The sequence below is a fragment of the Curtobacterium sp. MCBD17_028 genome, assembly GCF_003234875.1.
Taxonomy (GTDB): Bacteria; Actinomycetota; Actinomycetes; order Actinomycetales; family Microbacteriaceae; genus Curtobacterium.
Genome location: NZ_QKTQ01000004.1, coordinates 139780 through 162265, shown reverse-complemented (window position 1 = coordinate 162265; position 22486 = coordinate 139780). Strand labels below are relative to the sequence as shown.

The following is a 22486-nucleotide window of genomic DNA, read 5'->3' as shown; positions in this document are numbered from 1 at the left end:
AGTACCGGATCTGTTTCGTCCGGACGGCCGCAGGACCCTCCGATGTCCACATCGCCGACTACCACGAGCGAAGGAACACTGATGTCGAAAGCACATGACCCGATCACACCCGGGGAGATCCTGCGGACCGAGTTCCTCGAGCCACTCGGCATCACGGCGTACCGACTCGCGCAGGCGACCGGGCTACCGCAGACGCGGCTGAGCGAGGTCATCCGGGGGAAGCGCCGTATCACCACCGACACTGCGCTCCGGCTGTCGCAGGCGTTCGGGCTGTCCGAGCGATTCTGGCTCAACATCCAGAACGACTACGACATCGAAGTCGAGCACGACGAGCACGACGACGAACTCGCCCGGGTCGAACGGCTCATCCCGGCGTGACGTCGGAGGTCGTACCGCGCGTGGAGATCATGCCGAGCTGGAGGACCGGGCGATCCGCGGTGGGTGAGGACCTTCCGTAGCTGACGATCCAGATAGTTCGCAAAGCTAAACTAGCGACGGTGACCTCCTCCGCTGCCGCGCCCACCCTCAGCGCCCGGCGGCGGACCCTGGCCCTCGTCTCGATCCTCCTGTCGACGCTCACCGGCACCATCGACACCTCGATCGTCAACGTCGCCCTGCCGAAGCTCGCGAGCGATCTCCACGTGGCACCGTCCGAGACCGTGTGGGTCGCGACCGCGTTCCTCCTGGCCGTCGCCTGCTCGGTCCCGGCCACGAGTGCGCTCGGCGACCAGATCGGTCGCCGCCGGTTGTACCTGATCGGCGTCCCCGTGTTCACGTTGGCGTCCCTGGGCTGCGCGCTCGCGCCGACGCTCGCGGTCCTCGTCGCGTTCCGCGTCGTCCAGGGCATCGGGTCCGCGGTGGTCCTCGCCGTGGCGATCCCGCTGATCCGGCGCCTGTTCCCGCCGGAGCGCCTCGGGCAGACGCTCGGGCTCAACGCGATGACGGTCGCCATCGGGACGTCGGCCGGACCGACGCTCGGAGGGTTGATCCTCGCCGCACTCCCGTGGCCGTGGCTCTTCCTCATCAACGTGCCGATCGGTGTCGCGTCGTTCGTGCTCGCGCTCGTCGTCCTGCCGAAGGGCGTGCCCGAGCGGGGCGACTACGACTGGCCCGGTGCCGTCTGGGCCGCGGGAGCGATCGCCGCGCTGCTCGTCGGCGTCCGACAGCTCGCCGCGGTCACGACCCTCTGGCACGCGCTGGTGCTCCTCGTCGTGTGTGCCGTGTGCGCGGTGCTGTTCGTGCGTCGTGAGCGGATGGCCGCCCGGCCGCTCATCCCGCTCGGCTTGTTCACCGGCCCGTTCAGTCTCACGGTCGGCACCGCGTGGGCGTCGTTCCTGGGGCAGGGCATCGCGTTCGTCGCCCTGCCGTTCCTGTTCCAGACCGCGTACGGGGCGAGCCCGCTCGAGTCGGCGCTCCTGTTCACGCCGTGGCCGCTCGTGATCGTCGTCGTGGCACCGCTGTCCGGGCGGATCGCCGACCGGGTCCGTCCGGCGGTGTTGGCCCTCACGGGCCTCGTCGTCCTGACGATCGGCCTCGTCATGCTCGCGCTGCTCGGGTCCGCGCCGCCGATCTGGCTCGTGCTCCTGTCCACCGCCGTGTGCGGCCTCGGGTACGGGACGTTCCAGAGCCCGAACAACCGGGACATGATGGCCGCCGCGCCCCTCCGCTACGCCGCGAGTGCATCGGCCGTCCTGAACACGAACCGAACCGTCGGACAGTCCGCCGGGTCGGCCGTCGTCAGCATCGCACTCGTGGTCAGTGGCGCCGCAGCCGGGTCGCTGGCAGCGCAGTCGTCCGCCGCCAGCGCCGTGCTGTGGGTCGCCGTGGTGGCGGCGGCCGCTGCGACGATCCTGTCCGCCGTCAAGCTCCGGGTGACCGCTGCCGTGCCGCTCGGACGCTGAGACTCAGGTCCGGAACACCGCGGCGGGATCGTCGCGCAGCGCGGCTGCCACCCGACTCCGCATGTCGTCCGACATGGCGGGGAGGTCCGACACCGGCGCCCAGGCAGCTTCCGTGTTCTCGCCGTCCGCCGGGAACGGCACGCCCGACACCCACCGGAACCGGAACACGATGTCGATGTACTGCGCGCGATCGCCGTTCGGGTAGGTCATCGGCGCGAGGGTCTGCACCATCGCCAGTCGCTCCGGCACGGCGACGACGTCGGCTTCCTCCAGGACCTCGCGCGCGGCGGCGACCGCGGGTTCCTCACCAGGGTCGATGATCCCGGTCACCGGTGTCCAGGCTCCGGTGTCGGCACGGCGGACGACGAGGACCTGCTGCTCGTCGCCGTCGCCCCGCAGCACGACGGCCGTCACGCCCGTGAGCCAGAGCAGGTCGGTCCCGACCTTCTCGCGGAGCGCCAGGACGAACTCGGGAGTGGGCATGCCCCCACCGTAACGACCAGGGTGGCAGCGGGCGGGCGTCCCGGACGGTCTGTGGACGACGAAGGGCCCGCCGTCCGATGTGGACGACGGGCCCCGCGTCGTGCCTCCCGTCCTGCGGCGGACCGCGGGACGGGAGGACCGACTAGCGCTCCGTGCGCCGGCGAGCGATCCGGAGACCGGTCACGCCGAGGCCGGCCATGAGCAGACCGAGGGCCCACGGCAGGGCCCGGGTCGTCTCGGAGCCCGTGAACGCGAGCTCACCCGTGGCGGTCGTGGCCGTGGGGGTGATCGCCGCGACGGTCGCCGCGTTCGGGACGACCTCGACGGGGAACGCCGTGCTGAACGCGTCGGCCGAGACGGTGAGGTGGTGGGTCGAGGCGTGCGGGAACGTGACGTCAGTGCCACCGAGGCCGTCGTCCGCCTTGACCACGTCGGAGGCGTAGTCCGACGTGACGGTCGGCTCGACGAAGGTGCCGTCTGCCTCGTCGACCTCGTTGCCGTACTGGTCGACGAGGCCACCCGCGACGACGAGGGTGCCGCCCTGGTGGATCGTCGGCGTACCGCCGTCGGTGATCGTGCCGACCGCCCAGGTGCTGCCGTCCGGGTCCTGCTCCACGACCGTGTCGACCTCGGTCGAGATGTGGCCGTCCGGGTCGATGATCCACGAGGTCGTGGTGTCGTCGTCGATCTTCCCCTTGTCGGTCGTGTAGACCTCGACGCCGTACGCTGCGGCGGCCTCGACGTTGACCTCGACGTACTCGGTCGACGTACCGCTGCCGTTGTCCGCCACGACGGTGAAGTCGTAGGTGGTGGCGAACTCCGGCGTGCCGCTGAGCGTGCCGTCCGCTGACAGGGTGGTGTGGTCGGGAAGCTGCGTGTCCGGGGTGTAGGTCGGGTCGTCAGCGGCGGCGTCGGCGTCGTCCTGGTAGAACCAGCCGACGCTGTAGGTCGGGGTGGGGTCGCCAGCGGCGCTGAAGACGTGGGACAGGCTCTGGCCCGCGACGACGGACAGCTCGAGCGGGTCGCTCTGCGAGGTGTGCTCGGAGAACTCGGCGGGGGCGGTGACCGCCGCTGAGGTCACGGTCGCGCTGTCCCCGTCGGTGTCCTCTGCCGTGACGGTGATCGTCGTGCCGTTCTCGGCCGCCGACGGCACGAAGGAGGCCGAGGTCCCGGTCTGGAGCGTCGTACCCGCACTGTTCGTCCACGTGAACGTGGGGGTGCCGGTGAAGCCCGTCACGGTCGCGGTCAGGGGCTTCCCCACCGTGGGGGCCGTGGTGCTCAGCGTCACCGTCGGGGCGGCGACCGGGGTCGGCACGGCCGGGCTCGCGGTGCTGCTCGGGTCCGTCGCGCGCGGTGCGCTCGGCGTGGCCGCGGGGTGGTGGCTCGGGGTGCTCGAGGGAGCCGGAGCGGCCGTCCCCGCCGTCGCGGTCGGGGCGTCGGTCGGCGTGGCCGATGCCGTCGGCGACGCCGAGCTGCTCGGCGACGGCTGGTCCGTGCTCGGCGTGGCCGGAGCGGTCGCGGCAGCGGTCGCGGTCGTCGTGTCGGTGAGCGTGTCGGCCGAGGCCGCCTGGACGCCGAAGACGCCGAGGCCGGTGGTGAGCCCCACGAGGGCGATGGTGGTGCCGACGGCGCAGGCGCGTCGGGTGCCGGAGGTGCTGCGGTGCACGGGTGTTCCCCCAGTTTTCGGTCCGCTGATGCGGACATGTGAATCGACCGAGAATGTCGGGCGTGCTCGGAGCGTAGCGGTATAGGGCCGCTGGCGGAACATCCGTCCAGCGATGCACCCGTTCTGGGGTCAGGACCCGCCGCGGGCAGCGCTGCTCGGTCGCGGGCGACGCTCCCCGATGGACCGCGTCACGGGAGGATCAGGCCGCATAGGCTGGGCCCGTCATGGAGATCATCATCCTGCCCACAGCGGTCGAGGTCGGCCGGATGGCCGCTGCGAAGATCGCGTCCGTCGTGTCCCGCAAGCCGTCCGCCGTGATCGGGTTGGCCACCGGGTCGAGTCCGCAGGACATCTACGCCGACCTCGCCCGGCGGGTGCAGGGCGGGGAGATCTCGTTCGCGCAGGCCCGCGGGTTCGCGCTCGACGAGTACGTCGGGATCCCGCTGGAGCATCCGGAGAGCTACGCCAGTGTCATCGCCCGCGACGTCGTCGGTCCGCTCGGGTTCGACCCCGCGCGGGTCCGGGTCCCCGACGGTCGTGCGGCGGACCTGGAGTTCGCGGCGAAGGAGTACGACGCCGCGATCCGCGCGGCCGGGGGCATCGACGTGCAGATCCTGGGGATCGGCGCGAACGGGCACATCGGGTTCAACGAGCCGACGTCCTCGTTCGCGTCCCGCACGCGCATCAAGACGCTCGCGCCGGCGACGCGCGCGGCCAACGCGCGGTTCTTCGACTCGGTGGAGGAGGTGCCGATGCACTGCATGACGCAGGGGTTGGGCACGATCCTCGAGGCGCGGGAGCTGGTGCTCGTGGCGCAGGGCGAGGGCAAGGCCGCCGCCGTCGCCGGCGCGGTCGAGGGTCCGGTCAGTTCGTTCGTGCCGGGGAGCGCCCTGCAGTTGCACGAACACGCGACGGTCATCGTCGACGAGGCCGCCGCCGCACAGCTGCAGCTCGCCGACTACTACCGCCACGTGTTCGCGAACAAGCCGGCGTGGCAGCGCTTCGACGAGACGCCAGCACGCTGATCCGCTGCGGTCCACTCCCCACCGCGGTTCGTGGCGGTGGGGAGTGGACCGTGCGGCGTCGAGGTGGGGTCAGTCGTCCGAGACGCTGATCGTGACCTCGATGTTGCCACGCGTCGCGTTCGAGTAGGGGCAGACCTGGTGCGCCGCGTCCGCGAGGGCCTGTGCTGCGTCGTGCTCCATCCCGGGGATGACGACCTCGAGGTGGACCGCCAGCTGGAACCCGCCCTGCCCGTTCGCGCCGATCTGCACCCGGCCGCCGACGGTGGTGTCGGTGATGGAGACCTTCTGTGCCCGGGCGACGCCCTGGAGCGCGGAGTGGAAGCACGCAGCGTACCCGGCGGCGAACAGCTGCTCGGGGTTCGCGCCGGCGCCCGAGCCGCCCATCTCCTTCGGGATCGCCATGTCGAGGTCGAGCGTGCCGTCGGTGGTCCGGACGTGGCCGTTGCGGCCTTCGCCGGTCGAGAGCGCTTCTGCGGTGTAGAGGGCGTCCATGGTGTCTCCTGTTCGTGGTCGTCACGCGGCGCGTGACGGGGGTGGGTGGGGCCTCCCGGCCGGGCCGGACGGGAGGCGCGGCTAGCGTGCGCCGACCGTGGTCGCCTGCATCCCCGCCGTGACGCGGTGCAGGGTGTCGATGAGTCCACGTGCCGTGTCGAGGTCGATCGCCATCCCGCCTGCGATGCACCCGGGCACGTGGGCGAGGTCGGACTGCAGGGCCCGGCCGTGGTCGGTCAGCGCGATCTCGACGACCCGTTCGTCGGCGCGGCTGCGTTCACGCGTGACGAGGTCCGCGTCCGCCATGCGCCGCAGCAACGGTGAGAGCGTGCCCGAGTCGAGGTCGAGGTGGTCGCCGAGCGCGCCGACCGTCAGGGGGCCGCGGTCCCAGAGGAGGACGAGCACGAGGTACTGCGGGTACGTGAGGCCCCAGGGGGCGAGGAGTGCGCGGTACGCCTGGGTCGTCGCCCGGGCGGCGTCGTAGATCGCGAAGCAGACCATCTCGTCGACGGGGGCAGGCGTGTCCATGCAGCAAGTATTGCACGCAATACAGTTGCGAGCAGCCGAACCCCATCCGAGCGATCGGAGGATTGCTCCGAAGCCGACCAATCCACCTCCGTCGGGGCGCCGAACTACCTGCACAGACCGAGCAAATGCTCGAAGCGCTCACCGGCCACCTGCGGCTGGTTCTCCACCCTCAATCAGGGTGTGTTCGGCGTGCCCACAGCAAGGGAGAAGTCATCATGCGTGGATTCACCAAGACCACCGTCACCATCGCCACCGCTGGAGCGCTCGTCGCCGGGCTCGGCGGCTTCGGCGTCAGCGCCGCGAACGCCGCGGCCCCCGCCGTGCACCTCGCCGCGTCGTCGTCGTCGAAGATCCCCGCCCCGGCCGCAGCCGTCCCCGAGATCAAGGGCGGCGACACCGCGGTCGCGCTCGACAGCGGCTTCATGAGCGCGCTGACCTCGCTGAAGCTCACCCCGGGCGTCAGCGGCTCGGCGAAGCTGTCCGGGTCGACCGTCTCCTTCCCGATCACCGGCGGCAGCGTCGTCTACTGGTCGCCGAAGAGCGACTACCGCCCCTACGTGCAGGGCCTCATCGAGCACGACGGCTCGGGCCTGACCCTCAAGGGCGGCTCGACCACCGTGACGCTCGAGAACTTCACCGTCAACCCCGGCAGCTCGAAGCTCTACGGTGACGTGCTCGTCAACGGCAAGCCCGCCGCGACGCAGGCCTACCTGTTCGCCCTGCACGGTGGGACGCTCAAGCCGCTGAAGCTCCAGGGCGACGACGCGATCCTGACCGGCACCACCGTGCACGTGTCGTCGGACGCCGCCGCGCTGCTCGACAAGACGTTCGGCACGACCGCCGTCAAGAGCAACCTCCTCGTGGGTGTCGCGACCATCACGGCGCAGATCAAGTAACACTCCCGGTCCTCCGGGGCATGGACGACGACGGGCCCGGTGCACACGCACCGGGCCCGTCGTCGTGTCCGAGGGTCAGCGCGCGGCGCGGGTCGTCGCGTCGCCGATCCGGCGGAGGGCCTCGCGCAGCGTCTCCTCGGAGCACCCGAAGTTGAGCCGGGCATGACCGATGCCGGGCGTGCCGAACTCGGGTCCGTGGCCCAGTGCGACCCGTGCTGCGTCGACGAGCGGCGTCGCGGGGTCGTCACCCCACGGCGTGCCGCGGAGGTCCAGCCACGCCAGGTACGACGCCTGCGGTTGCCGGTAGCGCGCCCCCGGCACCACCTCGGGCAGGAGCTCGGCGAGCAGACGACGGTTCGCGACGAGTTCGCCGAGCAGGGTCTCGAGCCACGGCTCGCCGTCACGGTAGGCCGCCGTGCTGGCGAGGTACCCGAGGATGCTCGTCCGCCACTCGACCTCGCGCGGCAGGGCGTCGAGCCACGCAGCGGCCCGGTCCGAGGCGCCGATCATCATGGCGCACTTGGTCCCCGCGATGTTCCATCCCTTGCTCGCCGCGGTCACCGTGACCCCGACCCGGGCCGCGTCGTCCGAGGCTGCGAGGAACGGCGTGAAGACCGCGTCGCTGTGCACGAGCGGCGCGTGGATCTCGTCGCTCACCACGACCGCGTCCCACTCCGCGGCGAGCGCGGCCAACGCGGCGAGGGCCTCCCGGCTGTGCACGAGACCGAGCGGGTTGTGCGGATTGCAGAGCAGCACCGTGCGCGCCCCGTCGGCGAACGCGCGGCGCACCCCGTCCAGGTCGATCCGCCAGCCGGCGGTCGTCGGGAACGGCGTCGCGTCGTCGTCGGCGTCCGACGGCGGCAGGAGCGGGACCTCGACCGCGATGCATCCGGCCTCGTCCACGAACTCCCAGAACGGCGGGTACACGGGCGGCATGACGACGACGCCGTCACCGGGCTCCGTCACCTGCCGGAGCACCTCGACCGCTGCGACGGACACGTCGGTGGTCGTGTGCACGAGGTCCGGCTCGACGCGCCACCCCCACCGCCGCTCGGCGAAGTCCGCGAACGCGTCCGGCAGTTCCCGAGAGGACCCCAGGTACCCGGTGTCGCCACCCTGCACGGCCGCGATCATGGCGTCGCGGACGGGCTCGGCGAGCGTGCAGTCCATCTCGGCGACGAACATCGGGATCACGTCCGGCGGGAAGTCGGTGTACTTGCCACTGGTGCGGGTCGCTCGCGCGTCGAAGGGCGAGATCATCAGGCTCATGCCCACAGCCTGGCAGGAACCCCGGCGTCAGCGCACCGCGTCGACCGCGGCCCGCGCCGCCGCCACGACGGCCGGGTCCGTGGCCAGGTGGGTGTCCTCGCCCGCGACGCCCATGGGCACGCGACTCCCTCGCGTCCCACGCCCGGCCACGAGCCGCTTCGCGGAGAGGTGCACGGCCGCCACACCCGCGTTCGCGAACGCGGGGACGTCCTGCGGTGCCACGCCGCTCCCCGCCATCACCTGCACCGGACCGGCCGCGGCGACCATCCGCGTGATGGTCGCGAGGCCCTGCGGCGCGGTCGCGGCACCACCCGACGTCAACACCCGCGTGACGCCGAGCGTCGGCAGGGTCCCGGCGGCGGCGATCGGGTCCGCGGCGTGGTCGATCGCGCGGTGCACCGTGACCTCGACATCGGCCCGGACGTCCCGAGCCGCGCTCCGGAGCCGCGCGATCGTCGCGATGTCGAGCATCCCGTCCGGCCCGAGCGCCCCGACGACGACGCCCTGCGCGCCGGAGGCCACGACCGCCCGGACCTCCCGGATCATCGTGGCGATCTCGTCCTCGTCGTACACGAAGTCACCCGGCCGACACCGCACGAGCACGTGCGCGGGGATCCCGACGGTGACCACGGCCTCCACGAGTCCCTGCGCCGGGGTGACGCCGCCGAGCTCGAGCGCCGTGCAGAGCTCGACGCGGTCCGCGCCGCCGTCGCGCGCGACGACCGCACCCGCGGCGGACGTGACCGCGATCTCCAGCGCTGGTCGGGCCTCCCGGCCGGGAGGCCCGACCACGGCTGCCGACGTCGGCTGCCGGTCGTTCACTCGTCCGGCCCGGTGAGCGGCACGTCCGAGGCCGGCAGGATGCGCGCCGACAGGTCCGGCTCGGCGGGGAAGGCCCGGTCGAACGGAAACATCGGGCGGCGGATGCGCCGGTGGCCGAGTCGCTCGAGGTCCTGGTCAACGCCGCCGGGGGTGAGGCCGAGCATCCAGTCGGCCGCCATGTCGTACAGCTCGGGCTCGAGGTACCCGATCTTGACGATGACGACGTCAGCCGACCGCGGGTCGAGGTCGAGGTCGGTGAAGTCGTGCTCGTGGTGGTACGGCTTCCGGAGCTCCGTGAGGATCGCGAACACGCTGCCCACCTGCAGGACGACCTCGGTGACGGCGTCCGGATCGCCGTGTCGGACGGCGTGCACCCGCCCGGTCATGGTCAGGGGTCCGGCGTGCCGGTCGTCGACCTCGGCTCCGGCCGTGACGGTCACGGTGGCGCCGACGCCGGCTCCCACGGCGGTACGGATCGCCTCCGGTCCGGGGACGCTGGCGTAGATGACGGTCGGACCGCTCGGTTCGGCGAACTCGGGCCGGGCGAGCAGCTCGGTGAGGCCCCACGTCATGTCGCCCGCGCCACCGGCGGTCGGGTTGTCGCCCGAGTCGGAGATGAAGTACGGGCGGGCGTCGGAGGCCAGCGCGGCGTCGAGGCACTCGGCGAAGGAGCCGGTGGGCGCGACGAACGCGAAGTCCTCGCGGGCCTCCCAGAAGCTCCGGGCCAGGCGTTCGGCGCCGGCGGTGACGGCGTCCTCGTCCGATCCGGTGACCACGACGACGGCGCGGTTCCGTGGCTCGTCGGCCCACGCGTACCCGACCCAGATCGCGGCGTCGACGACGCCGTCGGTGGCCTCGACCTCCGGCACTCCGGCGTAGATGTGCGCGGCGGGCTCGATCCTCGTCGAGGTCTGCTCGCCGGGGAGCAGCACCGGCACCGGCACCCACGCCTTCACGGGACGGACGCGCGGGGCGGCCCCGCCGTCGGCGGCGTCGGTGGCGGACGGCAGGGTCGGCTGCGCGGCCAGCAGGTCGACCAGGTTGCGGACCGCCCGCTCCTTCGTGTCGAGGGCGTCCTCGTGCGGTGCCATCCGGTAGCACGTGGTGAGGTCGGAGGCGTGGGCCAGCTCCCGCGACACGTTGCCGTGCAGGTCCATCGACGTCGACACGATCACGTCCGGGCCCACGACCTCGCGGATCCGTGCGAGCAGCACCGCCTCGGCGTCGTCGAGGCCCTCGACGGTCATCGCGCCGTGGATGTCGTACCAGAGGCCGTCGATCGCCCCGCTGCCGACGATGGCGTCGAGCCGGGTGGTGATCTCGCCGGCGAGCTCCTCGAACGCGTCCCGCGTGACGATCCCGCCGGGCAGTGCCTTGCCGACGAGCGCACCGCGCCACCGGGCGGCCTCGCGGAGCGGCTGCCCGGCGCGGAGGAACGGGTACCGGTCCATGACCTCGTCGCCGCGGAGCGGGTGGAACGCCGGGGCCAGCGTCCGGGCCGGTGAGAACGTCGACGACTCGATGCCGAGTCCGGCGACGGCGATGACCGGGAGGGACGGGCTGGGTTCAGGGGACACGGATCCTCCGGTGGTGGTTGGTGGTGGATGCGCCGGCGACGGCGTCGAGGGTGGCGGTGAGGGCGCGTTGCAGGGCGAACTGCCCGGCGCCGACGAGGCCGGCGTCGGCCCCGAGCGATGCCCGCTCGATGGTGAGGTGCTGGGTGACGAGCGGGTGACACCCCTCGTACAGCTGGCTGCGCACGGCCGCGACGAAGGGTTCGACGGTCGAGAGGATGCCACCGAGGTACACCGCGTCGGGGTTGAAGAAGTTGACGTTGGCGGAGAGCACCTCGCCGAGGTACTTGCCCGCACGGCGGACGGCTCGGGTCGCGGCCGGGTGGGCGTCGGTCGCGAGCGCGACGACGTCCTGCGTGGTGGCCACGTCGACGTCGGACTCCTGCAGGATGCGCACGAGGGCCGCGCCCGACGCCACCGTCTCGAGACACCCGGTGTTGCCGCACGAGCACGGGGTGTCGCCGGCCGCGTCGATGCGCACGTGCGTGATGTCCCCGGCCGCGCCGGTCGCGCCCCGGTAGAGCCGGCCGTCGGCGATGATCCCCGCACCGATGGCCGAGCCCGCCTTCACCATGATCGCCTGGCGACGCTCCGGCGGCTGCACCGCGTGCTCGCCGACGGCCATGCAGTTCGCGTCGTTGTCGACGGCCGCCGTGACCCCGAACCGCTCGGCCAGCCAGGCGGCGACGGGGAACCCGTTCCAGCCCGGCATGCGGCTCGGCAGGTCGACGACGCCCGCCTCGACGTCGACGGGGCCCGGGAGGCTCAGCCCGACGCCGCGGAGCGCGCTCCGGCCCCGGCGTGTGGCCAGTTCCTCGAGCACCTCCGCCAGGCGTTCGAGCCCGGGGCGCGGCCCGTCGACCATGGCGAAGGGGATCGTGCGGACGTCGCTGAGGCCACCGCCCGGCAGGACGACGCCGACCCGGGCGTGCGTGCCGCCGAGGTCCGCCGCGAGCGCGTACTCGTCGACGCCCCCGAGGCGGAGCACCTTCCGCGGGCGTCCGCCGGTCGACGAGCGGGTGCCCTCCTCGGCCACGAGGCCGTTCGCGATGAGCTGCCCGACCGTGAGCGACACGGTCGACGGCGCGGCGCCGAGGTGCGTGGCGATCTCGGTGCGGCTGGTCGCCTGTCCCGAGGCGATGAGCTCGAGCACGCGGGCACTGAGCTCAGCCACGGGACCGGTCCCGGGGACTTTCTACAGACATGGCTGAACTATCTCCATCGAGGGCGAGTGCTGCGAGTGTATGGCGCACGTCGAGGCTCTCGGCTTTCCCCAGTTCCGCAGAAACGCAGTTTTTACACAGAGGTACTTCTTTCTCCACGAGGTTTGCCCATTGACTGTCCACCAGCACGACGCCACCCCTCCGCTCCGCCTTCCACCCCTGGTGCCGACCGGCCCCGTTCGAAGGAGAACACCATGTCCACAGCACGCACAGGGCGGTCCCGCCGCCCCTGGGCGCTCGTCGCGGGAGTGGCAGTCGCCGCGTCCGCACTGCTCGCCGGCTGCGCCGGTTCCGGCGGATCGAGCGCGTCGTCGGGTTCCGACACCATCGACTACGCCCTGCCCGCGAACTTCACGCCGAACTGGATCCTGCCGATCGGGACCGCGGCGCACCTCAACACGAACAACGGGTCGATCGCGTCGTCGCTCTGGGAGCCCCTCATCGCGTACGACGGCTCGACGGGCAAGATCGCCTGGAACAAGGCCGGCTCGATCGCCACGGCCGCGGACTTCGCCTCGGACGGCAAGAGCGTCACGATCACCCTCGGCGACCGCCACTGGAGCGACGGCAAGGCGATCACGTCGCGCGACGTCGAGTTCTGGTTCAACGTGATCAAGGCGAACAAGGCCGACTGGGCGAGCTACAACGAGGGCAAGGCGCCCGACAACTGGACGTCCCTGAAGACGATCGACGACCGACACTTCACCATCACGTTCGACAAGGCCTACAACGAGCAGTGGATGCTCGCGAACGAGCTGAGCCTCATCACCCCGCTCCCGCAGCACGCCTGGGACAAGACGAGCGCGAACGGCTCGGTGGGTGACGCCGACCGCACGACCGCGGGTGCGAAGCAGGTGTGGAAGTTCCTCAACGCCGCGGCGAAGGACATCTCCGGGTACGACTCGAACAAGCTCTGGACCACGATCTCCGGCCCGTACGCGATCGACTCGTTCTCGACCTCGGGCAAGGTCGTCCTGACCGCGAACAAGAAGTACGACGGCGGCGAGAAGCCCTCGATCACGACGGTCGACCTGCTGCCGTTCACCACGAGCGACGCCGAGACGAACGCGCTCCGCTCGGGCTCCGTCGACTACGGCTACATCAGTCCCTCGGACATCGACCAGAAGGCCTCGTTCACGTCCAAGGGCTACTCGGTCGAGCCGTGGAACGGATGGGCGATCACGTACATGCCGTACAACTTCCACAACCCGACCATGGGTCCGGTGTTCCAGCAGCTGTACGCCCGTCAGGCCGTGCAGATGTCGATCAACCAGCCGCAGCTGTCCAAGGTCGTGTTCAACGGCACGGCGACGCCGGGCTACGGGCCGGTCCCGCAGGCGCAGAAGTCCGACTTCGTCTCGTCGACCCAGACGGACAACCCGTATCCGTACTCCAGCAGCAAGGCGAAGGCCCTGCTCACGAGCCACGGCTGGACCGAGCAGAACGGCACGATGGTCTGCACCGACGCCGGGTCCGGGAGCTCGCAGTGCGGTGCCGGCGTCGCCAAGGGCACGAAGTTCCAGATGCAGGTGCTGTCGCAGTCCGGCTCGACCGTGACGGACAACATGATGAGCGCGATCCAGTCCTCGCTCGCCAAGACCGGCATCGGGTTCTCGATCAAGACCGCTCCGGTCAACACGGTCCTGTCGCAGACGCCGCAGTGCACCGCCGACCAGGACATCTGCAAGTGGCAGCTGTCGTTCTTCGGGACCGCCGGGAGCTGGTACTTCAACGCGTACCCGACCGGTGACTCGCTGTTCCAGACCGCCGGCAGCGCGAACTTCGGGAACTACTCGAACAAGCAGGTCGACCAGCTCATCTCGGCCAGCACCACGTCGACCGACTCGAGCGCGGTGCAGGACTACAGCGCGACGGTCGCGAAGGACCTGCCGGTGATCTGGCTGCCGAGCCCCGACTACCAGATCTCGGTCGTCAAGAAGGGCCTGACCGGGTTCGACCAGGACTCCCTGGCGAACTTCCACCCCGCGCAGTGGAAGTGGAGCAAGTGACCACTGCGCTCTACATCGCCCGGCGTGTGCTGCAGGCCGTGATCGTGGTGTTCATCGTCACCGTGATCGTGTTCTGCCTGCTGCACACGCTCCCCGGGGGTCCCGCTCGCGGGATCCTCGGGGCGAAGGCCACGAGCCTGCAGATCGCGCAGTTCAACCGCGAGCAGGGCCTCGACAAGCCCCTCGTCGTGCAGTACGTCTACTACCTCGGTACCTTGCTCCGCGGCGACCTCGGCTCCTCGTACACGCTGAACGAGCCGGTCACGCAGCTCATCGTCGAGCGACTGCCGAAGACCCTGGTGCTGACGATCCTGTCGGCCGTCGTGGCGCTCGCCGTGGCGATCCCGCTCGGCATGTGGCAGGCCGTCCGGCGGAACAAGCCGGTCGACTACGTCGTCACGACCCTCGCGTTCGTGGCGTACTCCACCCCCGTGTTCTTCCTCGGGCTCGTCGTCATCGTGGTGTTCAGCCAGGTCCTGCCGTGGTTCCCCTCGCAGGCCCCGAACGGCAACACGCTCGCCGAGGTCTTCGCCGACCCGGCCGGTCTCGTCCTCCCGGTGGTGACCGGTGCCGCCGCCATGGTCGCCGTGTTCAGTCGGTACATGCGGTCGTCGACGCTCGAGAACCTCCAGGAGGACTACGTGCGCACCGCGCGGGCCGGCGGCGCACGACAGGGTGCGATCCTCCGACGGCACGTCCTCCGCAACTCGCTCACGCCGGTGATCGCGATGCTCGGGTACTACGTCCCGGTGCTCTTCGGCGGATCGCTCGTCGTCGAGCAGCTCTTCAACTACCCGGGCATGGGCCTGCTGTTCTGGAGTGCCGCGCAGTCGTCCGACTACCCGGTGCTCCTCGGCTGCGTCCTCGTCATCTCCGTGGCCACCGTCGTCGGCACGCTCCTGGCCGACGTCATCCAGTCGATCGTCGACCCCCGCGTCAGGGCGGCGACGGCATGACCGGCGACCGGTCCCCGAACCCCCGAAGCAAGGCAGGTCCCGCATGAGCGCCGTCCTCCAACCCGGGCAGACGCCACTGAGCCCGGACTCCGCCGCCGGGCCCGCCGTCGAGGTCGTCGGTGCCACCGGCTTCCGGATCGCGCTGCGCCGGTTCCTCCGCAACCGGCTCGCGGTCGTCGGCCTCGTCGTGGTCGTCCTGTTCGTGCTGTTCTGCTTCGTGGGCCCACTCGTGTACCCGACCGACCAGACGCACACCACGCTGTCGCAGGCGAACCTCCGGCCTGGCGGCGCACACCTGCTCGGCACCGACGCCGTCGGCCACGACGAGCTCGGTCGCCTGATGTACGGCGGGACCGTGTCGCTCCTCGTCGGTCTCGCCGCGGGGCTGCTCGCCACGGTCATCGGCACGCTCTGGGGTGCGATCGCCGGGTACGCGGGCGGATGGGTCGACGCGGTCATGATGCGCGTCGTCGACGCCGGCATCGCCATCCCCGCACTGTTCATCCTGCTCGTCATCTCGGCGATCTCGACGCCGGACGTCCTCGGGCTCATCGTGATCCTCGGCCTCGTGTCGTGGCTCGTGCCGTCGCGCCTCATCCGAGCCGAGACCCTGACGCTCAAGAACCGCGACTACGTCCTGACACTCCGGGCGATCGGCGGCACGCACGCCCGCGCCGTCATGCGTCACGTGCTCCCGAACTCCGTGTCGACGATCGTCGTCGCCGCGACGTTCCAGGTGGCCGACGCGATCCTCCTCGTCGCCTACGTGTCCTACCTCGGCCTCGGCGTGCAGCCACCCGCGACCGACTGGGGTGGCATGCTCTCGGCGGGCCTCACCGCCGCGTACTCGGGGCGGTGGTGGCTCATCCTGCCGCCCGGCCTCGCCGTGATCCTCGTCGTCTGCGCGTTCAACGCGATCGGCGACGGGCTCCGGGACGCCTTCGACGCGAGAGGACGCGGCTGATGCCGACGACCACCCAGACGACCGTGCCGATCCTCGACGTCGAGGACCTCAACGTCACCTTCGCCACCGAGACCGGCGCCGTGCCCGCGGTGCGCGGGGTGTCCCTCCAGGTCCGGCCGGGCGAGACGCTCGCTCTCGTCGGCGAGTCCGGATCGGGCAAGTCCACGATCGCGCTCGCCGCGATGGGCCTGCTCGCCCCGAACGCCACGCCGAGCGGCCGAGCCGCGGTCGGCGGGACCGACGTCGTCGGCGCGTCCGAGCCGTCGCTCGCGGCACTCCGTGGCCGGACGGTGTCGATGGTCTTCCAGGAACCCGCGACCGCACTCGACCCGCTCACCCGGATCGGCGCCCAGATCGCCGAGGTGATCCGCAACCACCGGCAGGTCACGGCGGCCGACGCCGCTCGCGAGGCCGTCGACCTGCTCCGCCGCGTCGGCATCCCCGACCCCGAGCAGCGCGCCTCCGCGTTCCCGTTCCAGCTGTCGGGCGGCCAGCGGCAGCGCGTCGTCATCGCGATGGCCATCGCGAACGAACCGCGGCTCCTCATCGCCGACGAACCGACCACCGCACTCGACGTGACCGTCCAGGCCGAGATCCTGGAACTGCTCCGCCGCCTCGCCGTCGACACCGGCACCGGGGTGCTGCTCGTCACACACAACATGGGTGTCGTCGCCGACTTCGCCGACCGCGTCGCCGTCATGCTCCACGGCGAGATCGTCGAGACCGGCAGCGTCGAGGACGTCCTCCTCCGACCGGAGCACGAGTACACGAAGCGGCTCCTCGCCGCCGTGCCGCGGCTCCTCGTGGCGGATCCGGACCGACCCGCGCCCGTCCCCGACGACCCGTCGACGGTCGGGAGGGACGGCACGCCTCCGGTGGTCGACCTGCGGGACGTCGGGGTCGCCTTCGGTCGTGGCCGCCGCGCCGTGCAGGCCCTCGCCGGGGTCGACATCCGCGTGCACGCCGGGGAGACCGTGGGCCTCGTCGGCGAGTCCGGGTCGGGCAAGTCGACCGCGGCGCGCGTGGCGCTCGGCCTCGTGCTGCCCACCTCCGGGACCGTCGCGCTCTTCGGCCAGGACCTCCGCCGGACGCGAGGGCGTGCACGACGGGCCCTCCAGGGCGGGATCGGGGTGGTCCTCCAGGACCCGGTCGCGTCGCTCGACGCCCGGATGGCGGTCGGCGAGTGCATCGCCGAGCCGCTCCGCGTCCACCGCCGGGGCATGGGTGGTGCCGAACGGGACCGCCTCGTCGCCGAGGCCCTGGACGCCGTCCGGCTGCCCCGTGCCCTGGCCGGACGCGCGCCGCGCGAGCTCTCGGGAGGGCAACGGCAACGCGTCAGTCTCGCCCGGGCCCTCGTGCTCGGGCCGAAGCTCCTCGTGGCCGACGAACCGACGAGTGCCCTCGACGTCAGCGTGCAGGAGGCCGTGCTCGAGGTCATCACCGACCTGCAGCACGACCTCGGGTTCGCGTGCCTGTTCGTGTCGCACGACCTCGCCGTCGTGCAGCACTTCGCCGCACGGGTCGTCGTCATGCGCGCCGGGCGGATCGAGGAGCAGGGCCCCACCGGCCGGACGCTGCTGCACCCCGAGACCGACTACACGCGCCGGCTCCTCGCGGCCGTGCCGGTCCCGGACCCCGTGCTCCAGCGCCGCCGACGGTCGGAGCGACAGGCGGCGCTCGCCGCCGGCTCCGGAGGACCGGTCCCGGGGGAACGCGCGTGAGCCGCACGGACACCGCGGCCCCGGCCCTCCCGACCGATGCACCACGTCGCCTGCTCGCCGGGATCGACGTCGGCGGCACGAACACGAAGGTGCTGCTGTGCACCGAGGACCTCGTGGTGCTCGACCGGACCGACGTCCCGACACCGGCGCACGACGGCGGCGCTGCGATCGTCCGCGCGGCGGTCGCGGCGGTGGGCGCCTTGCTCTCGCGGCAGCACGGCACGCTCATCGGCGTCGGGGTGGGCGCGGCCGGTGTCGTCGACGCGGCGAGCGGCACCGTGCTCGTGACCGGCGACTCGTTCACCGGCTGGGCCGGTTTCGGGGTGACCGCGGCGATCGAGGCCGCGCTCGGGGTCCCGGCGACCCTCGACAACGACGTGAACGCGTTCCTCCGCGGCGAGGTCTCGGCCGGCGCCGTGGCGGGGGAGCGGGACGTGCTCGGCATGACGCTCGGCACCGGGGTCGGCGGCGCACTCATCCTGGCGGGCGAGCTGTACGACGGGCCCGGTGGTGCCGCCGGCGAGATCGGTCACGTCCCGGGGTTCGGCGACGCCCGGTGCACCTGCGGGCAGCGCGGGCACCTCGAGACCCTGGCGTCCGCGCGGAGCATCAGCGCGCGCTACGCCGAGCGCACGGGCCGGACCCGCCACGCGCACGAGGTCGCCGCCGCTGCCGAGGCCGGCGACGCCGACGCCCGTGCCGTGTTCGACGCCGCCGGGTGGGGGCTCGCGCGGGCGATCCTCCTGACCGCGGGGATCCTCGACGTCCGGACCGTCGTCATCGGCGGCGGGGTGTCCGCCGCGTGGGCGTTGCTCGAGCCGCCGATGCGCCGGGCGCTCGAGGCCGAACCCCCCGTCAGCGGCGCCGTCGTCCGGGTCGAGCGGGCCCGGCTGGGCAGCGACGCGGTGGCGCTCGGTGCGGCGTCGCGCGCCCGGGCACTCCTGGCCGGCTGACCGTCAGTCGGCGGAGGCCCCGGCCACCGGCACCCCCGCAGCCCACACCCCCGCGACGGTCCAGTCCCCGCGGAACGCGACGACGTCGGCCGCGTACCCGGGTGCCAGTCGGCCCAGGCGCTCCCCCTCGCCGATGGCACCCGCGGGGACGGCCGTGAGCGCCGCGACGGCGTCGACGAGCGACACGTCGGTCTGCGTCAGGGCGATGCGGAGGGCGGCGTCCTGCGTCAACGTCGAGCCGGCGATGGTGTCCGAGCCGGCCACGTGCGCGACGCCGTCGGTCACCCGCACCCCCAGGTCGCCGAGCATGTAGTCGCCGTCGGGGGAGCCGGCGGCCGCCATCGCGTCGGTGATCAGGGCGACACGGCCGGGGGCGGCGCGGAGCAGGATCCGCGCGACCGCCGGCGCGACGTGGACGCCGTCGAGGATGAGCTCGAGCGTCACGCGGTCGTCGGCGATCGCGGCCGAGATCGGCCCGGGGGCACGGTGGTGGATCCCCGGCATGGCGTTGAAGGCGTGGGTGAGCATCGAGGCACCGAGGTCGAAGGCCCGCTGCGCGGTCCCGTGGTCCGCCGTGGTGTGCCCGACCGCGGCGACGACCCCGGCCTCCACGACGGCGGGGATCGCCCGCTCGGCACCGGGCAGTTCCGGCGCGATCGTGATCTGGCGCAGGACCCCCTCGCCCGCGGTGAGCAGCGCGGCGACGGCGTCCGGCTCCGGGGGGACCAGGTACGCGGGGTGGTGTGCGCCGCGGTTGTCGGGCGACAGGAACGGTCCCTCGAGGTGCGCGCCGAGCACGAGTGGGTCCCGGGCGGCGAGCGCGCGGATCGCGGTGAGGTGGTCGACGAGCACCGGCACGGGGTTCGCCACGAGGCTGATCACCGACCGCGTCGTGCCGTGTGCACGGTGGACGGCGAGTCCCGTCGGGATCTGGTCCGGGTGGTCGTAGGCGCCGCCGCCCCCACCGTGCCCGTGGAGGTCGACGAACCCGGGCGTGATCGTGGCCGTGCCGAGGTCGACGACCTCCTCCGCTGCGGGGGCGTCCGGCCCGCTGCCCGTCGCTCGGATCGTGTCGCCGTCGAGCAGCAGCCACGGGTCCTCGACGATCCCGGACACGTCGACCGCGCGAGCGGCGCGGAGGAGCGTGGTCCGGGCCTCCCCGCCGGTCACGGTGCGGTCTCCCGGCGACCGACGACGATGCCCGAGACCGCGGCGACGACGATGAACACGAGTCCGACCCACGGCCGGCCGATGGAGAGCCAGGCGCCGCCCGCGGCGACGATGAGCGCGACCTCGACGATCGTCTTGCCGACCGCGTCCGTCGGGATCGGGGACCGCGGCGAGCGGAAGAAGAACCACACGAGTGCGGCGAACACCGGTGCGCCGACCATGAACACGACGGCGGGGCTCGGGAAGGCCCACGAGATGTAGCCCCAGTACGCGAGCGAGAACAGGCCGAACACCATGACGACCACCCGGACGACGGTCCAGACGTCGACGCGGCGGCGCGGCCGGGAGGCTCGGGGAGCCCCGGCCGCCGACGTGCGGCCCGCGGCGGGTGCGGCGCGGCCTGGAGCGGGGGCGGCGTGGCCCGCGCCGGCTGCGGGCGGTGGGACGTCCTCCCAGTCGACGGGGGACTGCGGCGGGTTCGACATGTCGCTCACCGGAAGATGATCGTGCGGGAGCCGCCGTCGAGGAGCACGCGGTCCTCGGCGATCCAGCGGACGGCCTGGGTCAGCGTGCGCGACTCCTCGTCCTGTCCGATGGACACGAGCTGCTGCGGCGTGCGGGAGTGGTCGACCCGGACGACGTTCTGCTCGATGATCGGCCCCTCGTCGAGGTCGCTCGTCACGAAGTGCGCCGTCGCCCCGATGAGCTTGACGCCCCGCGCGTGGGCCTGCCGGTACGGGTTGGCGCCCTTGAACCCGGGCAGGAACGAGTGGTGGATGTTGACCGCACGGCCGGCGAGCGCGGCGCACAGCTCGGGCGAGAGGATCTGCATGTAGCGGGCGAGCACGACGAGCTCGATGTCGTGCTCCTCGACGGCCTGGAGGACTCGCGCTTCCATGGCACGCTTGCTGGCGTCGTCGACGACCGCACGGTGCTCGAACGGCACGGAGTAGAACGCGGCGAGCTCCCCGAGGTCCGGGTGGTTCGACAGCACCAGGGGCACCTCGATCGGGAGCTGCCCGTTCCGCTGCCGGTACAGCAGGTCGTTCATGCAGTGCCCGGCCTTCGACACGAGCACGAGCGTGCGCAGGGGGCGCCCGACGACGTCGAGCTGCACGGTCATGTCGTACCGCTCGACCACGGGGGCGAGCGCGGCCTCGAACGCCGCGCGCGAGACGGGTGCGAGCACCTGCAGCCGCATGAAGAACGTGTTCGTGTCCTCGCTCGAGAACTGCTGCGACTCGGTGATGTTCCCCTCGGCCGCGACGACGGCGCCGCTCACCGCGTGGACGATCCCGGGGCGGTCCTGGCAGACGAGGGTGAGTGTCCAGTGGGTCGGGTCGGTCACCCGCTCAGCGTATCGGGGCGAGCGGACGGCCCGGGAGGCGCGGCGCACGTCCGCCCCGCGTCAGCCCGCGGCGCTGCGATCCGCTCGCCGCAGTGCCCGGTCGAGGATCGTCAGTGCGGACAGCAGCAGTGCGACGCCGACGATCACCCATCCGAGCAGGTGCAGGTCCGGCGTGGTGGGGCGCTCGCCGAAGACACCGCCGATGAGGGACGACGCCGCGATCGCCCCGATGTACACGCTCGTCCGGGACAGACCCGCCGCGGTGCCGATGTACGACGAGGGCACCTGCCGGTACAGCGCCGCCTGGTTCGAGACCGACGCCAGCCCCTGCGGCACTCCGAACATGGTCGGCACGAGGGCGATGAGCCAGACCGGGCTGCCGGCGTGGAGGCCGAGGAGCAGCAGCCCGCCGACGACCGGGACCGTGGCTGCGATCACGAGCGGCGTCCGGACGCGGGTCCGTCGCGCCACGAGGAACGACACGAAGCCGGCGATCACGGCGGAGGGCAGCTGGATGTACCCGGCCTGGTCGCTCGAGTAGCCGGCGACGTCCTGCACCCACTGCGAGAACCCGTACGTCATCGTGTACGCGACCATGTACACGAGGAACAACCGGACGTAGGTGCGGCTCAGCGCGCGGTTCGTGGCGAGGAGCCGTACGTCGATGAACGGCTTGACCGCTCGGAGCTCGCGGAGCACGAGCGCCACGAGCAGCGCGACGGCGACCCCGAGCAGCCACCAGAGGCCGTCGGACAGGTCGAGCAGGAACACGAGCAGCGCGGACACGGTCCCGGTCATGAGGAGCATGCCGGCGGGGTCGAGCGCGGTGAGCACCGGCACCCCGTCGTCGTGGCGGGGCCGCGACGCGTCGGACGGCAGCCACAGCCCCGCGACGACGAACCCGAAGGCGGCGAGGGGCACGTTGACGAGGAAGATCGCGTGCCACCCGAAGGCGGCGATGAGTGCGCCCCCGAGCGGTGGCCCGGCGGCCGCGGAGACCAGGGACGTGATCGAGAGCGCGCCGAGCACGAGCGGCGGGGTCGGCTTGCCGATGCGCTCGGACTGCTGGCGGAGTGTGGTCAGGGCGGCCGGGTAGGCGGACGAGGTCCCGATGCCGATGAGCACGCGAGCGGCGACGGCGCCCCCGAACCCGGTGAGGAACTCGGGCACGAACCCGGCGACGCCGACGATGACGAGCCCCGTGAGGAACACCTTCTTCGGCCCGAACCGGTCAGCGAGCTTCCCCATCGACGGCTGGGCGACGGCGCTCGCGAGGTACAGCGCCGCGACGAGCCAGATCGCCTGCGCGGACCCGATGCCCAGGTCGCGGGAGATCGGCGCGAGCGCGACGGACACCATCGTGGTGTTGATCGGGTTGAGGAGCGGCCCGACGAGCACCGGGACGAGGAGCTTCGGGCCGAAACCGGGGTGGCGCTGCCGTGCGGGGCCGGTGGTGGGGACGGATGCGGTGGACGCGGACGTGACG

Annotated in this window: 21 protein-coding genes; 9 read left to right on the top strand and 12 right to left on the bottom strand. The window is 72.2% G+C overall.

Going from position 1 to position 22486, the window contains the following annotated elements:
• The first annotated feature begins 81 nt into the window (after positions 1-81).
• Both DEI86_RS06960 and DEI86_RS06955 read left to right on the top strand, forming a co-directional pair.
• Positions 82-378, top strand: coding sequence for a HigA family addiction module antitoxin (locus DEI86_RS06960; protein ID WP_111011534.1), 297 nt, complete (start codon positions 82-84; stop codon positions 376-378).
• Positions 379-497: 119 nt separating this feature from the next.
• Positions 498-1901: an MFS transporter gene (locus DEI86_RS06955; protein WP_181439720.1), complete on the top strand. Its 1404-nt coding sequence runs from the start codon at positions 498-500 to the stop codon at positions 1899-1901.
• A 3-nt stretch (positions 1902-1904) separates the two neighbouring features.
• Here the strand turns inward: DEI86_RS06955 and DEI86_RS06950 are convergent, their stop codons facing one another.
• Both DEI86_RS06950 and DEI86_RS06945 read right to left on the bottom strand, forming a co-directional pair.
• Positions 1905-2384 (bottom strand): NUDIX domain-containing protein, encoded by a 480-nt coding sequence (locus DEI86_RS06950; protein ID WP_111036147.1) that lies wholly within the window; start codon positions 2382-2384, stop codon positions 1905-1907.
• Between the two features lie 142 nt (positions 2385-2526).
• Positions 2527-4050 carry a hypothetical protein gene (locus DEI86_RS06945; protein ID WP_111049124.1) on the bottom strand — a complete coding sequence of 508 codons (1524 nt, stop codon included), beginning with the start codon at positions 4048-4050 and terminating at the stop codon, positions 2527-2529.
• Positions 4051-4274: 224 nt separating this feature from the next.
• Here DEI86_RS06945 and nagB point away from each other — a divergent pair, with 224 nt between their 5' ends.
• A complete protein-coding gene (gene nagB / locus DEI86_RS06940; RefSeq protein WP_111049123.1) occupies positions 4275-5075 on the top strand; it encodes a glucosamine-6-phosphate deaminase in 801 nt (266 codons plus the stop codon).
• A gap of 69 nt (positions 5076-5144) precedes the next feature.
• Here nagB and DEI86_RS06935 read toward each other — a convergent pair whose 3' ends face one another.
• Both DEI86_RS06935 and DEI86_RS06930 read right to left on the bottom strand, forming a co-directional pair.
• The gene (locus DEI86_RS06935) at positions 5145-5567 is read right to left on the bottom strand and encodes an organic hydroperoxide resistance protein (RefSeq protein ID WP_111011529.1); all 423 of its coding nucleotides are present in this window, start codon (positions 5565-5567) and stop codon (positions 5145-5147) included.
• Between the two features lie 81 nt (positions 5568-5648).
• Positions 5649-6095 (bottom strand): MarR family winged helix-turn-helix transcriptional regulator, encoded by a 447-nt coding sequence (locus tag DEI86_RS06930; protein ID WP_258376478.1) that lies wholly within the window; start codon positions 6093-6095, stop codon positions 5649-5651.
• Positions 6096-6310: 215 nt separating this feature from the next.
• Between DEI86_RS06930 and DEI86_RS06925 the strand changes: the two genes are divergently transcribed.
• On the top strand, positions 6311-6991 hold the full coding sequence (locus tag DEI86_RS06925) for a hypothetical protein (RefSeq protein WP_111049121.1): 681 nt from the start codon (positions 6311-6313) through the stop codon (positions 6989-6991).
• A 75-nt stretch (positions 6992-7066) separates the two neighbouring features.
• Here the strand turns inward: DEI86_RS06925 and DEI86_RS06920 are convergent, their stop codons facing one another.
• Genes DEI86_RS06920 through DEI86_RS06905 form a run of 4 tightly spaced genes read right to left on the bottom strand, consistent with a single transcriptional unit; the run spans position 7067 to position 11830 of the window.
• Positions 7067-8260, bottom strand: coding sequence for a MalY/PatB family protein (locus DEI86_RS06920; RefSeq protein ID WP_111049219.1), 1194 nt, complete (start codon positions 8258-8260; stop codon positions 7067-7069).
• 27 nt (positions 8261-8287) lie between these two features.
• On the bottom strand, positions 8288-9082 hold the full coding sequence (locus DEI86_RS06915) for a copper homeostasis protein CutC (protein WP_258370125.1): 795 nt from the start codon (positions 9080-9082) through the stop codon (positions 8288-8290).
• Positions 9079-10659, bottom strand: a complete 1581-nt coding sequence (locus DEI86_RS06910) for a M81 family metallopeptidase (RefSeq protein WP_111049120.1) — start codon at positions 10657-10659, stop codon at positions 9079-9081. The genes DEI86_RS06915 and DEI86_RS06910 overlap by 4 nt, the downstream gene beginning before the upstream one ends.
• Positions 10649-11830: an ROK family transcriptional regulator gene (locus DEI86_RS06905; RefSeq protein ID WP_111013063.1), complete on the bottom strand. Its 1182-nt coding sequence runs from the start codon at positions 11828-11830 to the stop codon at positions 10649-10651. The genes DEI86_RS06910 and DEI86_RS06905 overlap by 11 nt, the downstream gene beginning before the upstream one ends.
• A 243-nt stretch (positions 11831-12073) precedes the next feature.
• Here DEI86_RS06905 and DEI86_RS06900 point away from each other — a divergent pair, with 243 nt between their 5' ends.
• The 5 genes from DEI86_RS06900 to DEI86_RS06880 are packed head-to-tail and all read left to right on the top strand — an operon-like array spanning position 12074 to position 18482.
• Positions 12074-13888, top strand: coding sequence for a peptide ABC transporter substrate-binding protein (locus DEI86_RS06900; RefSeq protein WP_111049119.1), 1815 nt, complete (start codon positions 12074-12076; stop codon positions 13886-13888).
• Entirely contained in the window at positions 13885-14844 is a 960-nt protein-coding gene (locus DEI86_RS06895; protein ID WP_111011523.1) for an ABC transporter permease, read from the top strand. Before DEI86_RS06900 ends, DEI86_RS06895 begins: the two co-directional genes overlap by 4 nt.
• Before the next feature lie 43 nt (positions 14845-14887).
• The gene (locus DEI86_RS06890; protein WP_111011522.1) at positions 14888-15808 is read left to right on the top strand and encodes an ABC transporter permease; all 921 of its coding nucleotides are present in this window, start codon (positions 14888-14890) and stop codon (positions 15806-15808) included.
• Positions 15808-17529, top strand: a complete 1722-nt coding sequence (locus DEI86_RS06885) for an ABC transporter ATP-binding protein (protein ID WP_111049118.1) — start codon at positions 15808-15810, stop codon at positions 17527-17529. Before DEI86_RS06890 ends, DEI86_RS06885 begins: the two co-directional genes overlap by 1 nt.
• A complete protein-coding gene (locus tag DEI86_RS06880) occupies positions 17526-18482 on the top strand; it encodes an ROK family protein (RefSeq protein ID WP_220038494.1) in 957 nt (318 codons plus the stop codon). Before DEI86_RS06885 ends, DEI86_RS06880 begins: the two co-directional genes overlap by 4 nt.
• A 3-nt stretch (positions 18483-18485) precedes the next feature.
• On the opposite strand, the gene DEI86_RS06875 is transcribed toward DEI86_RS06880, so the two are convergent.
• Genes DEI86_RS06875 through DEI86_RS06855 form a run of 4 tightly spaced genes read right to left on the bottom strand, consistent with a single transcriptional unit; the run spans position 18486 to position 22398 of the window.
• On the bottom strand, positions 18486-19652 hold the full coding sequence (locus DEI86_RS06875; protein WP_111049117.1) for an N-acetylglucosamine-6-phosphate deacetylase: 1167 nt from the start codon (positions 19650-19652) through the stop codon (positions 18486-18488).
• A complete protein-coding gene (locus DEI86_RS16500; RefSeq protein ID WP_258372269.1) occupies positions 19649-20137 on the bottom strand; it encodes a YrdB family protein in 489 nt (162 codons plus the stop codon). The genes DEI86_RS06875 and DEI86_RS16500 overlap by 4 nt, the downstream gene beginning before the upstream one ends.
• Positions 20138-20142: 5 nt before the next feature.
• On the bottom strand, positions 20143-21000 hold the full coding sequence (gene purU, locus DEI86_RS06860) for a formyltetrahydrofolate deformylase (protein ID WP_111013069.1): 858 nt from the start codon (positions 20998-21000) through the stop codon (positions 20143-20145).
• A gap of 60 nt (positions 21001-21060) precedes the next feature.
• The gene (locus DEI86_RS06855) at positions 21061-22398 is read right to left on the bottom strand and encodes an MFS transporter (RefSeq protein WP_111049115.1); all 1338 of its coding nucleotides are present in this window, start codon (positions 22396-22398) and stop codon (positions 21061-21063) included.
• Positions 22399-22486: the final 88 nt, after the last annotated feature.

Coding starts and splice junctions, on each gene's coding strand:
- DEI86_RS06890 (WP_111011522.1), top strand. CDS start 14,888: ATGAGCGCCGTCCTCCAACCCGGGCAGACGCCACTGAGCCCGGACTCC.
- DEI86_RS06950 (WP_111036147.1), bottom strand. CDS start 2,384: ATGCCCACTCCCGAGTTCGTCCTGGCGCTCCGCGAGAAGGTCGGGACC.
- DEI86_RS06925 (WP_111049121.1), top strand. CDS start 6,311: ATGCGTGGATTCACCAAGACCACCGTCACCATCGCCACCGCTGGAGCG.
- DEI86_RS06920 (WP_111049219.1), bottom strand. CDS start 8,260: ATGAGCCTGATGATCTCGCCCTTCGACGCGCGAGCGACCCGCACCAGT.
- DEI86_RS16500 (WP_258372269.1), bottom strand. CDS start 20,137: ATGTCGAACCCGCCGCAGTCCCCCGTCGACTGGGAGGACGTCCCACCG.
- DEI86_RS06885 (WP_111049118.1), top strand. CDS start 15,808: ATGCCGACGACCACCCAGACGACCGTGCCGATCCTCGACGTCGAGGAC.
- nagB (WP_111049123.1), top strand. CDS start 4,275: ATGGAGATCATCATCCTGCCCACAGCGGTCGAGGTCGGCCGGATGGCC.
- DEI86_RS06960 (WP_111011534.1), top strand. CDS start 82: ATGTCGAAAGCACATGACCCGATCACACCCGGGGAGATCCTGCGGACC.
- DEI86_RS06935 (WP_111011529.1), bottom strand. CDS start 5,567: ATGGACGCCCTCTACACCGCAGAAGCGCTCTCGACCGGCGAAGGCCGC.
- DEI86_RS06900 (WP_111049119.1), top strand. CDS start 12,074: ATGTCCACAGCACGCACAGGGCGGTCCCGCCGCCCCTGGGCGCTCGTC.
- DEI86_RS06930 (WP_258376478.1), bottom strand. CDS start 6,095: ATGGACACGCCTGCCCCCGTCGACGAGATGGTCTGCTTCGCGATCTAC.